Below are 14,168 nucleotides of genomic sequence, written 5' to 3'. Positions count from 1 at the left end.
CGTAACGAGGCGGGAGGTGGAAAGCCTGCACCTCCCTCCCGCGATTGTCGACTTGGAGGCAGGGGGCTCCAGGCTTAGAACGTCGAACGTCCATCCCTTCGCCTGGAGCCCACGATGAAACTGACATGGTTCGGCCATTCCGCCTTCCGCATCGACCTTGCCGGGGCGTCTCTCCTGATCGACCCATTCTTCACCGGTAATCCGGCCTTTGAGGGCGATGTCGCCGAGATCTCCAGGGGTGTCAGCCATATCGTCGTCACCCATGGTCATGGCGACCATATCGGCGATACCCTCGCCATCGCGGAGGCAACCGGCGCCGTGGTCGTCACGAATTTCGACCTGTGCATGTACCTGGCTTCCAAGGGCCTCAAGGCCTTCGAGCCGATGAACACCGGCGGCACTGTCGATCTCGGGGCGTTCAGCGTGAGCCTCGTGCGGGCCGACCACTCGGCCGGGCTCGTCGAGGGCGGCGTGACGTTCCCGCTCGGAAACCCCAACGGCGCGATCATCAAGGCCAAGGGCGAGAAGACGCTCTGGCATATGGGCGATACCGACATCTTCTCCGACATGGCGCTGATCAGCGAGGTCCATGGGGTCGAGGCCTGCATCTGCCCGGTCGGCGACCGCTTCACCATGGGCGGCCGGACAGCCGCGCTTGCGATGACCCGCTTCGTCAAGCCGAAGGTGGCGATCCCCTGTCATTACGGCTCGTTCCCGATGATCGACGCCAACGCCGACGCCTTCGTCGAAGGGCTCGCCGGCAGCGACATCAAGGCTCTGCTCCCCAGGAAGGGCGAGGCGACCGAGCTCTGAGACGGGCCGGACAACCACGTCCCGCCGGCAAGCCGGCGGGTCCAGTTGGCGGCTGATCGTCTTGCGGGCGACTGCCAGCCCGCTTATAGCCCTGACAACATCTGGCGCTCGGCGCCGCAGCATTTCAGGAGCCCGCCATGTCGGTCGACCTCGCCACCGTCAAGCGCGTCGCGCATCTCGCGCGCATCGCCGTGCCCGATGCTGACCTGCCCAAGCTTCAGGGCGAGCTGAACGCCATGCTCGGTTTCGTCGAGCAGCTAAACGAGGTCGATGTCGAGGGCGTGGAGCCGCTGACCTCGGTGATGCCGATGGCCATGAGGCTGCGAGAGGACAAGGTGACCGATGGAGAGATCGCCGATCGCATCGTTGCCAATGCGCCGGTCTCCGAGGACAACTATTTCATGGTGCCGAAGGTGATCGAATAAGCGCTTACTGCGCCTCGTCATTGCGAGCGCAGCGAAGCAACCACGGGACGTAGAGCTCTGCTGCTCCTGGATTGCTTCGCCGTTACGCTCCCAGCAGTGACGGTTTTCGATCCGCTTGCCCTGTACGACGACTGGATAGTTCCGTGACCGACCTGACCCGCCTGACGCTGACCGAAGCCCGCGACGGCCTCAAGGCCAAAACCTTTTCCGCGACCGAGATCGCCAAGGCGCATATCGCCGCGATCGAGCAGGCGCGCAGCCTCAACGCCTATGTGCTGGAGACCCCCGAGCACGCGCTGAAGCAGGCTGCCGTCTCCGACGCGAAGCTGGCGAAGGGCGAGGCGGGGCCGCTCGAAGGCCTGCCCCTGGGCATCAAGGACCTGTTTGCGACCAATGGCGTCCGCACCACGGCCTGCTCGAAGATCCTCGGTGGCTTCGTGCCGTCCTATGAATCGACGGTATCGAGCCAGCTCTGGCGCGACGGCGCCGTCATGCTCGGCAAGCTGAACAACGACGAGTTCGCGATGGGCTCCTCGAACGAGACCAGCGCCTTCGGCGCGGTGGTCAACCCGTGGCGGCGCAACGGCGACGACACCAAGCTGGTCCCGGGCGGCTCCTCGGGTGGTTCGGCCTCGGCCGTTGCCGCCGATCTCTGCCTCGCCGCGACCGCGACCGACACGGGTGGCTCGATCCGCCAGCCGGCCGCCTTCACCGGCACCGTCGGCATCAAGCCAACCTATGGCCGCTGCTCGCGCTGGGGTGTGGTGGCCTTTGCCTCCTCGCTCGACCAGGCCGGGCCGATCGGCAAGAGTGTGCGCGACTGCGCCGTGATGTTGCGCTCGATGGCCGGCCATGATCCCAAGGACACGACCTCAGTGGACGCGCCGGTGCCCGACTACGAGAAGGCCGTCGGCCGCTCGGTCAAGGGCATGAAGATCGGCATACCGAAGGAGTACAGGATCGACGGCATGTCGCCGGAGATCGAGGCGCTCTGGCAGCAGGGCATCGCCTGGCTGAAGACGGCCGGTGCCGAAATCGTCGAGATTTCGCTGCCGCACACGAAATATGCGCTGCCGGCCTATTACATCGTCGCGCCCGCCGAGGCCTCGTCGAACCTCGCGCGCTATGACGGCGTGCGCTATGGCATTCGCCATCAGGGTCGCGACATCGTCGAGATGTATGAGAAGACCCGCGCCGACGGATTTGGCGCCGAGGTCAAGCGCCGCATCATGATCGGCACCTATGTGCTTTCCGCCGGCTACTACGATGCGTATTACCTCCGCGCCCAGAAGGTCCGCACGCTGATCAAGCGCGACTTCGACGAGGCCTATGCGGCCGGTATCGACGCCGTCCTGACGCCGGCAACGCCCTCGGCGGCCTTCGGCATCGGCGAGAAGGGCTCTGCCGATCCCGTCGAGATGTACCTCAACGACATCTTCACGGTGACGGTGAACATGGCCGGGCTGCCCGGCATCGCGGTTCCCGCGGGTCTCGACAGCCAGGGCCTGCCGCTCGGCCTGCAGCTCATCGGCCGCCCCTTCGACGAGGAGACGCTGTTCTCGCTCGGGCAGGTGATCGAGGACGCCGCCGGCCGCTTCCCGGTCGGGCAGCGCTGGTGGGGCTGAGCCCCGCTCGCATTCCACCCGCAAGCTGGCTAGGCTGATGGCATGATCATCAGCCGCGCCTTCGCCTGGGCCTGCCTCAGCATCCTGGGGTGGGCGCTGCTGTTCGTCGCCGCGCTGCTCGCGCTGCTGATCGTCGTCCAGTACCTGCGCGCCGATGTGCAGGCGCAACCGATGACCCATTTCGCCGCGGCCCTCGTATCCGCCGGTCTCGCCTTGATCTGCAGGCTCATCGCGCGCCGCCTGATCTGAAGGCCGGGACAGCGTTCAGCCGTTTGCGCCGGCGGTACCGGCAATCGCTTCAACATTCCGGCAATCGCTTCAACAAAAGGGGCGCTCGCGATATGCGCGAGCGCCCCTTTTGTTGCCGTGCCCTGATTGGCTGCCGCCGGCCTCCGTCAGAAGGCCGGCGCGTTCCGGTTCACGCGTGTGGAGCGTGCACCTCTTGCGGCGCGGCCGGAGGCGTGGCCGGCTTCTTCTTCTCGAAGAACCCGGCGAACCAGCGCACCATGACGTAGAATACCGGCGTGAACAGCAGGCCGAACAGCGTCACGCCGATCATGCCCGAGAACACCGCGACGCCCAGGACCTGACGCATCTCCGCGCCGGCGCCGACCGAGATCGTCAACGGCAGCACGCCCAGGATGAAGGCGAGCGAGGTCATCAGGATCGGCCGAAGCCGGGTCTTGGCAGCCGCGATCGCGGCCTCGCGACGGCTCATGCCTTCGTCCTCCGCCTGCCTTGCGAATTCGACGATCAGGATCGCGTTCTTCGCGGCCAGGCCGACAAGCACGACGAGTCCGATATCCACGAGGACGTTGCGGTCGAAGCCCTGGTACCCGACACCGATCATAGCCGCGAGGATACACATCGGGACGATCAGGATGACGGCGATCGGCAGGGTCCAGCTCTCGTACAGCGCGGCGAGCAACAGGAACACGAAGACCACTGCCAAGCCGAACGCGACGATCGCTGTATTGCCGGCGAGCTTCTCCTGGAGAGCGATCTCGGTCCATTCGAAGCCGAAGCCGGTCGGGAGCACCTGGCTCGCGATCTTTTCCACGGCCTCGATGCCCTGGCCCGTCGAGAAGCCGCGCGCCATCGAGAGCTGCACTTCCGCTGCCGGATAGAGGTTGTAGCGCGGCACGCGGTAGGGCCCGGTGGTGTTCGAGAACGTCGCGACCGAGCCGATCGGCACCATCTCGCCATCGGTATTGCGCGTCTTGAGAGCAGCGACGTCACGGATGTCGAGGCGGTAGGGGTTGTCGGCCTGCGCGGTGACCCGGAAGGTCCGGCCCAGGATGTTGAAGTCGTTCACATAGGCCGAGCCCATATAGATCGACAGCGTCTCGAACACGCGCGTCACGGGCACGCCGAGCATTTCTGCCTTGGTGCGGTCGATGTCGGCGAAGATCTGCGGGGTCTTGGTCGAGAACAGCGTGAAGGGCTGCTGGATACCAGGCACCTGCGACGCGGTTCCCGCTACAGCCCAGGTTGCAGCCTCGAGTGCTGGTAGCCCACGCCCACTGCGATCCTGAACATAACCCTTGAGGCCGCCGCCGGTACCGATGCCGGGCACGGCGGGCGGCTCGATCACCAGTGAGAAGGCCTCGTTGATCTGGAACAGCTCCTTGCGCAGATCGGCGAGGATACCCTGCGTCGTCAGCCCCGCCTTGGCACGTTCGCGGAAGTCCGAGAGCGTGACGAAGGCGACGCCGGCATTGGGGGCAAGGGTGAAGGTCGCGCCGTCCAGGCCAGCAAAGGCGACGATGTGCGAGACGCCCGGACGGGCCAGCAACCGGTCGGTCGCCTTGCGGACGACCTCGTCGGTGCGGGGCAGGGAGGAGCCGGCCGGAAGCTGGAAGACGGCGATGAAATACCCGCGGTCGAGCTGGGGCACGAGGCCTGTCGGGATCGCGGCAAGGCGCTGGCCGGCAACCGCGATCAGGGCGGCATAGACCAGCAGCATCAGCACGCCGATGCGGATCAGGCGCGAGGTCACGGCGCCATAGCTGTGCGAGAGCCAGTCGAAGCCCTTGTTGAAGTACTTGAAGAACCAGCGCAGAGGCGCGCCGAGCGCTGCGAAGAAGCCCTTCGGCGGTTCGTGGCTGTGCGGCTTGAGCAGGATCGCCGACAGGGCAGGCGACAGCGTCAGCGAGACGAAGCACGAGATCGCGGTCGAGGCAGCGATGGTCACCGCGAACTGCTGGTAGAACGTGCCCTGGAGCCCGGTGATGAAGGCTGTCGGGATGAACACTGCGCACAGCACCAATGCGATCGCCAGCAACGCGCCGCCGACCTCGTCCATGGTCTTGTGGGCGGCGTCCTTGGCGCTCATGCCTTGCGCCAGGTAGCGCTCGACGTTCTCGACGACGACGATCGCGTCGTCGACGACGATGCCGATCGCCAAAACGAGCGCCAGCAGCGAGATCGTGTTGAACGAGATGCCGACGGCGCTCATCACCAGGAAGGTGCCGACCAGCGACACCGGGATCGCGATGATCGGGATGATCGCGGCGCGCCAGGTCTGCAGGAACAGGATCACCACGATGACGACGAGCAGGATCGCTTCGAGCAGCGTCTGCACGACGGCGGAAACGGATTCGCCGATGAACTCCGTCGGATTGTAGACGATCTTGTATTCAAGCCCGGCCGGGAAGTCCTTCGAGAGGCTGTCCATCGTCTTGATCAGCGATTCGGAAGCCGCGAGGGCGTTCGAGCCCGGGCGCTGGAACACGCCGATCGCGACTGCATCCTTGTTGTCGAGATAGGAGTTGGACAGGTAGTCCTGCGCGCCGAGCTCGACGCGGGCGATGTCGCGAACGCGGATCGTGCCGGCATCGGCATCCGAGCGCACGACGATGTTGTAGAACTCGTCGATGGTGGTCAGGCGGCCGAGCGTGTTGACCGACAACTGGAAAGCGCCGTCGGACTTGGCCGGCGGCTGGTTGATCGCGCCTGCCGCGACCTGGATGTTGGCGGCGCGAATCGCGGCCACGACATCGCCTGCCGTGAGGTTGCGGGCCGCGACCTTGGCGGGGTCGAGCCAGACGCGCATCGAGTAGTCGCGGGCGCCGAAGACCTGGACGTCTCCGACGCCGTCGACGCGGGTCAGCACGTCCTTCACGTTCAGCGTCGTGTAGTTGGAGACGTATTGCTGGTCGCGCATGCCGCTGGGCGACAGCATGTGGATGACCATCAGGAAGTCCGGCGAGGCCTTGCGGACCTGGAGGCCAAGCAAGCGCACATCCTGCGGCAGGCGCGGCTCGGCCGCCGAGACGCGGTTCTGGACCAGCACCTGGGCCTGGTCGACGTCCGTGCCGGCCTTGAACACCACGCTGATCGTGACGCGCCCGTCACCCGTCGACTGCGACGAGATGTAGAGCATGTCGTCGACGCCGTTGACCTCCTGCTCGATCGGCGCGGCCACCGTCGCGGCGACGACCTCGGCCGAGGCGCCCGGATAGGTCGCGGTGATCGTGACGGTCGGCGGCGCGATCTCGGGATATTCCGCGATCGGCAGGCTGCGCTGGGCAATCGCCCCCGCGATCGTCAGCAGGACGGACAGCACCGTGGCGAAAATCGGCCTGTCGATGAAGAAGTGCGCGAAGCGGAACATGTGGATGTCCTGGCCTTAAAACGGGGGTGGACGCCCGGTGGGCGTCGCAAGGCGTTATCGGATCGAGGCGAGGTCGATCAGTTCGACGCGGCAGTCTTGATCTCGCCCGGCTGCGGCGTGACCGTGCCGCCGGGGCGCACCATGGGATTGGCAAAGCCGCCGATGATCACCTTGTCCTCGGGCGTCAGGCCCTTGGTGATGATCCGCAGTCCATCGCTGATCGCGCCGAGGACGACCGGCTTGGGCACGACCTTGTTCTCGGGGCCGACGGTCAGCACGATCTTGTCGGCCTGGTCGGAGACGATGACCGCATCGGGAACCAGCAGCGCATCGACCTGCCCGGAGAAGACGCGCAGCCGCCCAAAGGTTCCCGGCGTCAGGAACTGGTCCTTGTTCTCGAATACGGCGCGGCCGCGAATTGTACCCGAGCGCGCGTTGAGGCTGTTGTCGACGAAGTCGATCTTGCCCTTGCGGTTGAATACCGGCTCGTCGGCGAGGCGGACCTCGGCGGGCGTGCCTTCCTCGCGCGTCGTGACGTTGCGCAGGTCGGTGAGGCGGGAAGAGCGGATGAAGTCGGCCTCCGAGGCGTCGAACACGAAGTTGATCGGGTCAACCGAGACGATCGTCGTCAGCAGCGTGGCGCCCGTCTGTCCGCCGGCGATCAGGTTGCCGGGGTCGACGCGGCGGTTCGAGATGCGGCCGGCGATCGGCGCGACGACCTGCGTCCATTCGAGGTTGAGCTCGGCCGTCTTGACGTTGGCTTCGGCGCCCTGCAAGCCACCAATGGCGCTGTTCAGGTTGGCGCGGCGCTGGTCGACGTCACGGGCGGTGATGGTGCGGTTCTGCGTCAGGCCCTCGGCGCGCTCGACTTCGTTCTGCGCAAGCTGGACCTGGGCCTGGGCACGGACGACCTCGGCGCGGGCGACATCGGCGGCCAGCTTGTAGGGCCGCTGGTCGATCGTGAAGAGGAGATCACCCTTCTTGACCACGGCGCCATCGCGGAAATGCAGGGAGTCGAGGAAACCGGAAACGCGCGCACGCACCTCGACCTGTTCCTTCGCCTCGAAGCGGCCGGTGTATTCGTCCCAGTTGGTTACACGCTTGGCCAGCGGTGCCGAAACCTGCACCGGAGGAGCAGGAGGTGCACCCTGCGCGAGGGCTGACTCTGCGGCGAGAATGATCGCGGCCGAGGCAGCGACGAGCGCGAGACCCGTTGCACGGCGTATTGGCATGGGAAAACTCCGGATTGCGGGACCGGCGCAACCAAGTCGGGTTTCCGGTCTGCGGCGCAAGAAGGGGTGGCGACTGACGATTGTCAAGATCCATCACTCAACAGTGTGGCGTGGGCTGGGCAAACTAGCAAGATTGCGGCCGCGGGGTGGCAGGATCGCAACAGCCGCGGGCCCTGGGAGCGAGATGAGCGACATCGGCCGTTGCAACAAAGCTTGCCGCTCGCGCGCCGAAATCGTAACCGATAAACCAGCAATCCGAGCCGGAAGACCAACACGATGAATGCGCATGTCCGCCCCGCCGACCCCAAGAAGCTCCTCAAGGGCGCTACGGGTGACTGGGAAGTGGTGATCGGCATGGAAATCCATGCCCAGGTGACCTCCAACGCTAAGCTCTTCTCCGGCGCCTCCACGGCGTTCGGCGGCGAGCCGAACGCTCATGTCAGCCTCGTCGATGCGGCGATGCCCGGCATGCTGCCGGTCATCAATGCCGAATGCGTTCGCCAGGCGGTTCGCACGGGGCTGGGCCTCAACGCCCAGATCAACAACCGCTCGGTTTTCGACCGCAAGAATTACTTCTACCCCGATCTGCCCCAAGGTTACCAGATCAGCCAGTACAAAAGCCCGATCGTGGGCGAGGGCGAGATCGAGATCGATCTCTCGCCGACCGAGCAGATCACGGTCGGCATCGAGCGCCTGCATCTCGAGCAGGATGCGGGCAAGTCGATGCACGACCAGCATCCGACCATGAGCTTCGTCGACCTCAACCGCTCCGGCGTGGCGCTGATGGAGATCGTCTCCAAGCCCGACCTGCGCTCGGCCGAGGAAGCACGCGCCTATGTCACCAAGCTGCGCACCATCCTGCGCTATCTCGGTACCTGCGACGGCGACATGGAAAAGGGCAACCTGCGCGCTGACGTGAACGTCTCCGTGCGCAAGCCCGGCGCTGAGCTCGGCACGCGCTGCGAGATCAAGAACGTCAACTCGATCCGCTTCATCGGCCAGGCGGTCGACGTCGAGGCCCGTCGCCAGATCGGAATCATCGAGGATGGCGGCAAGATCGACCAGGAGACGCGGCTCTACGATCCCGGCAAGGGCGAAACCCGCTCGATGCGCTCCAAGGAAGAGGCGCATGATTATCGCTACTTCCCGGATCCTGACCTGCTGCCGCTCGAATTCGACGATGCCTTCGTCGCGTCGCTGAAGGCTGACCTGCCGGAGCTGCCCGACGCCAAGAAGGCGCGCTTCATCGCTGATTACGGGCTTTCGCCCTATGACGCCTCGGTGCTGGTCGCCGAGCGCGAGCAGGCCGATTATTTCGAGGCCGTGGCCAAGGGGCGCGACGGCAAGGCCGCTGCCAACTGGGTCATCAACGAGCTCTTCGGCCGCCTGAACAAGGAAGGCAAGGACGTCACCACCTCGCCGATCGCAGCCGCCCAACTCGGCGGCCTCGTGGATCTCATCGGCGAGAACGTGATCTCGGGCCGCATCGCCAAGGATCTCTTCGAGATCCTGTGGTCGGAGGGCGGCGACCCCCGCGAGATCGTCGAGACACGCGGCATGAAGCAGGTCACTGACACCGGCGCCATCGAGAAGGCCGTGGACGAGTTGATCGCCGCCAATCCCGACAAGGTCGAGCAGGTCAAGGCTAAGCCGACCATGCTGGGTTGGTTTGTCGGCCAGGCCATGAAGGCCTCGGGCGGCAAGGCAAACCCGCAGGCGCTGAATGAGATCCTGAAAGCGAAGCTGGGCATCGAGTGACCCCCGAAGGTCTCACCATCCGCGACGCCGCGGCCGCCGATCTTCCGGCGGTGCGCGCGTTGCTGGTGGAGACCTGGCACGCGACCTATGACGGCATCTATGGCTGGCAGCGGGTTGCGGAGATCACCAACGCCTGGCATTCGCTCGACAGCCTCACGGCCCAGCTCGGGCGCGACAATAGCGCCTTTCTCATAGCGCAGGTCGGCGACGAGATCATCGCCACCGCTTCTGCCCGAATGGAGACTGACCGCTCGGTCCTGCTTACACGGCTCTATGTCCTGCCGACCTATCAGGGCGTGGGTGTCGGTCGTACGCTTCTCCAGGTGATCCTGGCCTGCTTTCCTCTGGCCCCCGTCGCGCGGCTCGAAGTCGAAAGCCAGAACGAGCCGGCAATCACCTTCTACGAGCGCATGGGCTTCTTCCTGCAGAGGCAGGCCCGCTTCGACGGGCGCGAGGACACGCCAAACACATTGATGATGGCCAAACGGCTTTTCGCGGCCTGAGCCGCCGCCGCGCCGCGACCGAGCGATGCAGAGACAGGACGGACGATGAAGACGCTGAACTCCCGCGCCTCCGAGATCACGCTCCGGCCCGCCGCCCGCGCAGACCTTGAGCGCGTCGCAACGCTGATCATGCTGGGAGCGGCGACACAGGCACTGACACCCGACGAGATCGCAGCCGAGGCCAGGCACCCCGCCTATGCAAAGGCCTTTGCCGAGCTGGAGGCCAGCCCCTACAGCACGGTCTTCGTGGCAGAGCAGGCCGGCACGGTGGTTGGGACCTACCAGCTCACGCTGACGCCCGGGCTCGCCGCGCGGGGGCGCAAGCGCGCCAAGGTGGAGAGCGTCCATGTCGCGCCGGAGTGTCGCGGACAGGGCATCGGCGCGGTGATGATGGACCATGCCGTCGGCTTCGCGAAGGAGCAGGGCGCTGGCCTGGTCGAGCTGACATCCCACAACAGCCGCCTCGATGCGCATCGCTTCTACGCCAGGCTCGGCTTCGACCAGAGCCATGCGGGCTTCAAGAAGACGATCGAGACGTGAGCGCCGTCTAACTCCGCTGCCCAATCAAGACATGCGCAATCAAGACATGGCGAGGCCGCGCGCCAAGCACGATCAGCCCCTTTCTCATGCATGGAGAGGGGCCTACAACTCGCGACCGCATCGTCATCAGTTACGGAAAGCCGCACCATGCCCGCGAGCCAGACCAAGCCGATAGATCTCTACTACTGGCCGACCCCCAATGGCTGGAAGATCTCGATCATGCTCGAGGAGTGCGGGCTGCCCTACACCGTCGTCCCGGTGAATATCGGCAAGGGCGACCAGTTCAAGCCGGAGTTCCTGGCGATCTCGCCCAATAACCGCATGCCGGCGATCGTCGATCCCGAGGGACCGGACGGCAAGCCGATCTCGGTCTTCGAATCCGGCGCGATCCTGCAATATCTCGGCCGCAAGACCGGGCAGTTCTACCCGACGGACGAGCGCGCCCGTGTCGCCGTTGACGAGTGGCTGTTCTGGCAGATGGGCGGCTTCGGGCCGATGCTGGGCCAGACGCATCATTTCCGGCTCTATGCGCCCGAGAAGGTTCCCTACGCCATCGAACGCTACACCAACGAGACCAACCGCCTCTACGGCGTGCTGAACAAGCGCCTTGAAGGGCGCGACTACATCTGCGGCGACTATTCGGTTGCGGACATGGCCTGCATCGGTTGGGCCAAGGGCTGGGAAAAGCAAGGCCAGGACCTCAAGCAGTTCCCGCACGTCGCGCGCTGGCTCGAGACCATGCAGGCGCGTCCCGGCGTACAGCGCGGGCTTGCCGTCGCCTCCGAACTGCGCAAGCCCCCCGAGCAACGCACGCCCGAGGAGCACGCGATGCTCTTCAACCAGAAGGCGCGCTGAGGGCGGCACCGTCTCACGGCGTCGTCGCGGCAAGCGTCCTTGCAAGCACAGCGAAGCAATCCATTTGGGCGTAGAGCGCGTCACCCCTGGATTGCTTCGTCGCTTACGCTCCTCGCAATGACGGTGCCGGTCGGCCCGCTCTTGGGAGAGCCGTCAGTTGGCCCGCGACCACTTCACCGAGCGGCAGATCAACCCGCCCATGACGCAGCCCGAGGTCGTGAGCGCGTCGCCCGCCAGCGTCATCGTGCCCGAATAGGTCTTGCCGTCTTCGGGGTTGAAGGCGCTCCCGCTCCATTTGCCGGCGCCGCTGGGCTTCATGTCGTAGAAGATGCGCTGGCCGACCTTGGCGGGACCGTTGGCGTCCTTGAGCCAGGCCAGCGTGCCGCACATGGCCTCGCCGCATTTGGCGAAGCGCACCCGCGATGCGCCGGTCTCCCGCTGCCAGATGCCACTCACGTCCTGCGCAGAGGCAGGCATTGCCGAGAAGGTCAGCGCCAGGCCAGCGCCTGCCAGCATCAGCTTCGATCGAATCCGCATATCATCCTCCCTGGGTCAGACCAGCTATGCTGCATGGTTCAGATATGAACCATATCGGAGATCGCGGCGGCTTCCAAGCGAGTGAAATTGCCCGGTCCTGCCTGCCTCCCCGTGCGGCAGGGTGAACGCATCGTCAACGTCAAGGTTCAGATACGGTTCAAATGATACTGATAAATATGCGCTTTTCGCCTTGAGAGCCTGAACGGATTCTTGATTTAACCCGGTGATTACGTTTCGTAGACCTTCGATTCATCTCGAATTTTAGCGCGCTTTTTAAGGAGGCGAGCCAAAGCTCAACCTCACAAGCCGGGACCTCGAAAGAGCTGTTCCGGCGCCAAAAAAAGAGGGTGGATGTCATGGCACGCATGGAAATGAGCGCGATCCCCGCTTCCCTGGTGATCCCGGCGCAGGCTTCGGCCGAGGCCTATTACGAACTCGGCCTGATGTACGCAGCCGGCCGCAGCGCGCCGGTCGATCTGGTCGCCGCGCAGAAGTGGTTCAACATCGCCTTCGCTCGTGGATGCAGCCGCGCTGCCGCGTCGCGCCAGGAACTGGCGATGGAGATGAGCCAGGACGAGATCGCGAAGGCCCTGCGTGAAGCCCGCAGCTTCCTGACGCGCCACTGAGCCGCGTCTCGCTCGTTAGCAACGCAGGAACACGCCGCCGAGCCTTGTAGGGCGGGGAGGTGGTCGCTATAAGCGCGCCACAAATCCCCGATTTTCCAAGGACCGACCGATGGCTGTTCAGCGCACCTTCTCCATTCTCAAGCCCGACGCGACCAAGCGCAACCTCACTGGCGCGGTCAACGCTGTCATCGAGAAGGCCGGCCTTCGCATCGTCGCGCAGAAGCGCATCCAGATGACCAAGGGCCAGGCCGAGACCTTCTACGCCGTCCATTCGGCGCGTCCGTTCTTCGGCGAACTCGTCGAGTTCATGATCTCGGCTCCGGTTGTCGTGCAGGTTCTCGAGGCCGAGAACGCCATCGCCACCTATCGCGACGTGATGGGCGCCACCAACCCGGCCAACGCCGCCGAGGGCACGATCCGCAAGCTCTTCGCCGAGTCCGTCGGCGAGAACACCGTCCATGGTTCAGATGCCCCGGAGACCGCAGCGATCGAGATCGCCCAGTTCTTCTCCGGCAACGAGATCGTTGGCTGATCCCAGCCGCACCCCGGATATGCGAAAGGGCAGGTCGGAAACGACCTGCCCTTTTTTGTTGCTGATCTGCTCGACCATCCCGGACGGATTGCGGCTTTCGCCGTTGTCCGGGATGGCGCGACAGGATTTCCTGGACGATCAGAAGCCCAGGTCGAAGGCGTAGCTCGCCGAGATGCCGAGCGTGATCGAGTTGCGCGAGCCGTAGGTCTTTACAATCGGCGACTTCGCTGCATCGCCCGTTAGGTGCTTGAACTCGACATAGGCCGTAGTCTCGAACTTCTCGGTCCAGTTGTAGGTCGCCTGCGCGATCGCGCCGACCGAATGCAGGCCAGCATTGTAGCGCTGCAGGAACCCGCCCGATCCCGGCCATCCACCATAGGTGCCGAAATAGGTCCTGACGTAGTCGGCTCCGACGATCCGCATGCGGGGGCCGACGCCGAGTGACCAGGGGCCGACGCGGGTGAAGGCATCGAGCTTGAAGTCGGCCACGAGCGCATCATGGGCGAAGAAGCCGCGCCGCAGGTCGGCTCGGGCACGCAGCCAGGAGGTTGGGTAGAACTCGACGAAGGCGCCGGCCTCGGCGCCGAACTTCGCCTCGGGAATGCCGTACAGCGCCCTGTTCGTGCCGGAGCTGCGCTTCCAGAGCAGGTCGCCCGAGAAGCCGACTCGCCAGCCCTGGCCCGTGAACACGCCGATGCTGATGGCGTCGTCCTCCGCCGCCCACCAGGTGCTCTTGACGCCGCGCCCGAGCGAAATGATCGGACGCGCCGAGAAGATGAAGTCGTTAGAGCCCATGTAGTCGGGCTGGTAGCGCAGGCCGGCGCCCAGCCGGAGGTGCCAGTTCTGGGCTGATTCGGGTGAGGTGAGGGTGCTGTAGTCGCTGGACTGGGCATAGCCCGCAGCCGGGAGCATGAGACAGGCCGACAGGGCCGAAACGAACGCAACGCTACGCATAGGCAGAACTCCGGCGCGACGGCGCCTTCTGAAACACAAGTTCATTCAATCTGCCTCGTTAGCGTTAAGCGGTCGTTGACGACGGTGATTCTGTGATGAGATCGGCTGAAAAGCCGGCGAGACATCGCGCCGCAGGCACAAAGGCCTAGCTG

14 protein-coding genes are annotated in these 14,168 nt (G+C 65.0%); 10 read left to right on the top strand and 4 right to left on the bottom strand.

Annotated features, from left to right (window positions below; translation table 11 throughout):
* Positions 1 to 114 precede the first annotated feature (114 nt).
* From AC1D2L_RS00790 to AC1D2L_RS00775, 4 genes are all read left to right on the top strand, one after another.
* Positions 115 to 813 carry a metal-dependent hydrolase gene (locus tag AC1D2L_RS00790; protein WP_476843911.1) on the top strand — a complete coding sequence of 233 codons (699 nt, stop codon included), beginning with the start codon at positions 115 to 117 and terminating at the stop codon, positions 811 to 813.
* A gap of 137 nt (positions 814 to 950) precedes the next feature.
* Positions 951 to 1,238 (top strand): Asp-tRNA(Asn)/Glu-tRNA(Gln) amidotransferase subunit GatC, encoded by a 288-nt coding sequence (gene gatC, locus AC1D2L_RS00785; RefSeq protein ID WP_476843910.1) that lies wholly within the window; start codon positions 951 to 953, stop codon positions 1,236 to 1,238.
* A gap of 143 nt (positions 1,239 to 1,381) precedes the next feature.
* On the top strand, positions 1,382 to 2,863 hold the full coding sequence (gatA, locus tag AC1D2L_RS00780) for an Asp-tRNA(Asn)/Glu-tRNA(Gln) amidotransferase subunit GatA (RefSeq protein ID WP_476843909.1): 1,482 nt from the start codon (positions 1,382 to 1,384) through the stop codon (positions 2,861 to 2,863).
* 42 nt (positions 2,864 to 2,905) lie between these two features.
* Positions 2,906 to 3,112, top strand: a complete 207-nt coding sequence (locus AC1D2L_RS00775) for a hypothetical protein (protein WP_476843908.1) — start codon at positions 2,906 to 2,908, stop codon at positions 3,110 to 3,112.
* 169 nt (positions 3,113 to 3,281) lie between these two features.
* Here AC1D2L_RS00775 and AC1D2L_RS00770 read toward each other — a convergent pair whose 3' ends face one another.
* The gene (locus AC1D2L_RS00770; protein ID WP_476843907.1) at positions 3,282 to 6,479 is read right to left on the bottom strand and encodes an efflux RND transporter permease subunit; all 3,198 of its coding nucleotides are present in this window, start codon (positions 6,477 to 6,479) and stop codon (positions 3,282 to 3,284) included.
* A 77-nt stretch (positions 6,480 to 6,556) separates the two neighbouring features.
* Complete coding sequence (locus AC1D2L_RS00765) at positions 6,557 to 7,711, bottom strand: efflux RND transporter periplasmic adaptor subunit (protein WP_476843906.1); 1,155 nt, start codon at positions 7,709 to 7,711, stop codon at positions 6,557 to 6,559.
* Between the two features lie 276 nt (positions 7,712 to 7,987).
* On the opposite strand from AC1D2L_RS00765, the gene gatB reads away from it, so the two are divergent.
* From gatB to AC1D2L_RS00745, 4 genes are all read left to right on the top strand, one after another.
* Positions 7,988 to 9,469, top strand: a complete 1,482-nt coding sequence (gene gatB / locus AC1D2L_RS00760; protein WP_476843905.1) for an Asp-tRNA(Asn)/Glu-tRNA(Gln) amidotransferase subunit GatB — start codon at positions 7,988 to 7,990, stop codon at positions 9,467 to 9,469.
* Positions 9,466 to 9,972 (top strand): N-acetyltransferase family protein, encoded by a 507-nt coding sequence (locus AC1D2L_RS00755; RefSeq protein WP_476843904.1) that lies wholly within the window; start codon positions 9,466 to 9,468, stop codon positions 9,970 to 9,972. Before gatB ends, AC1D2L_RS00755 begins: the two co-directional genes overlap by 4 nt.
* A 45-nt stretch (positions 9,973 to 10,017) precedes the next feature.
* A complete protein-coding gene (locus tag AC1D2L_RS00750; protein ID WP_476843903.1) occupies positions 10,018 to 10,512 on the top strand; it encodes a GNAT family N-acetyltransferase in 495 nt (164 codons plus the stop codon).
* 147 nt (positions 10,513 to 10,659) lie between these two features.
* Entirely contained in the window at positions 10,660 to 11,367 is a 708-nt protein-coding gene (locus AC1D2L_RS00745) for a glutathione S-transferase N-terminal domain-containing protein (RefSeq protein WP_476843902.1), read from the top strand.
* 153 nt (positions 11,368 to 11,520) lie between these two features.
* Here the strand turns inward: AC1D2L_RS00745 and AC1D2L_RS00740 are convergent, their stop codons facing one another.
* Entirely contained in the window at positions 11,521 to 11,904 is a 384-nt protein-coding gene (locus tag AC1D2L_RS00740) for a DUF2147 domain-containing protein (RefSeq protein WP_476843901.1), read from the bottom strand.
* 356 nt (positions 11,905 to 12,260) lie between these two features.
* Here AC1D2L_RS00740 and AC1D2L_RS00735 point away from each other — a divergent pair, with 356 nt between their 5' ends.
* Positions 12,261 to 12,530: an SEL1-like repeat protein gene (locus tag AC1D2L_RS00735; RefSeq protein ID WP_476843900.1), complete on the top strand. Its 270-nt coding sequence runs from the start codon at positions 12,261 to 12,263 to the stop codon at positions 12,528 to 12,530.
* Between the two features lie 109 nt (positions 12,531 to 12,639).
* Complete coding sequence (gene ndk, locus AC1D2L_RS00730; protein ID WP_476843899.1) at positions 12,640 to 13,062, top strand: nucleoside-diphosphate kinase; 423 nt, start codon at positions 12,640 to 12,642, stop codon at positions 13,060 to 13,062.
* A gap of 138 nt (positions 13,063 to 13,200) precedes the next feature.
* On the opposite strand, the gene AC1D2L_RS00725 is transcribed toward ndk, so the two are convergent.
* Entirely contained in the window at positions 13,201 to 14,016 is an 816-nt protein-coding gene (locus AC1D2L_RS00725; RefSeq protein WP_476843898.1) for a MipA/OmpV family protein, read from the bottom strand.
* Positions 14,017 to 14,168 lie beyond the last annotated feature (152 nt).

This window comes from Allobosea sp. P1_B10, assembly GCF_056406735.1.
Note: the sequence above shows the minus strand (reverse complement) of the source record. Positions and strands in the feature narration are given on the sequence as shown.

What these genes read in the sequence shown, in the direction of transcription:
- AC1D2L_RS00790 (WP_476843911.1), top strand. Translation starts at nt 115, where the DNA reads ATGAAACTGACATGGTTCGGCCATTCCGCCTTCCGCATCGACCTTGCC.
- gatC (WP_476843910.1), top strand. Translation starts at nt 951, where the DNA reads ATGTCGGTCGACCTCGCCACCGTCAAGCGCGTCGCGCATCTCGCGCGC.
- AC1D2L_RS00775 (WP_476843908.1), top strand. Translation starts at nt 2,906, where the DNA reads ATGATCATCAGCCGCGCCTTCGCCTGGGCCTGCCTCAGCATCCTGGGG.
- AC1D2L_RS00770 (WP_476843907.1), bottom strand. Translation starts at nt 6,479, where the DNA reads ATGTTCCGCTTCGCGCACTTCTTCATCGACAGGCCGATTTTCGCCACG.
- AC1D2L_RS00765 (WP_476843906.1), bottom strand. Translation starts at nt 7,711, where the DNA reads ATGCCAATACGCCGTGCAACGGGTCTCGCGCTCGTCGCTGCCTCGGCC.
- gatB (WP_476843905.1), top strand. Translation starts at nt 7,988, where the DNA reads ATGAATGCGCATGTCCGCCCCGCCGACCCCAAGAAGCTCCTCAAGGGC.
- AC1D2L_RS00750 (WP_476843903.1), top strand. Translation starts at nt 10,018, where the DNA reads ATGAAGACGCTGAACTCCCGCGCCTCCGAGATCACGCTCCGGCCCGCC.
- AC1D2L_RS00745 (WP_476843902.1), top strand. Translation starts at nt 10,660, where the DNA reads ATGCCCGCGAGCCAGACCAAGCCGATAGATCTCTACTACTGGCCGACC.
- AC1D2L_RS00740 (WP_476843901.1), bottom strand. Translation starts at nt 11,904, where the DNA reads ATGCGGATTCGATCGAAGCTGATGCTGGCAGGCGCTGGCCTGGCGCTG.
- AC1D2L_RS00735 (WP_476843900.1), top strand. Translation starts at nt 12,261, where the DNA reads ATGGCACGCATGGAAATGAGCGCGATCCCCGCTTCCCTGGTGATCCCG.
- ndk (WP_476843899.1), top strand. Translation starts at nt 12,640, where the DNA reads ATGGCTGTTCAGCGCACCTTCTCCATTCTCAAGCCCGACGCGACCAAG.
- AC1D2L_RS00725 (WP_476843898.1), bottom strand. Translation starts at nt 14,016, where the DNA reads ATGCGTAGCGTTGCGTTCGTTTCGGCCCTGTCGGCCTGTCTCATGCTC.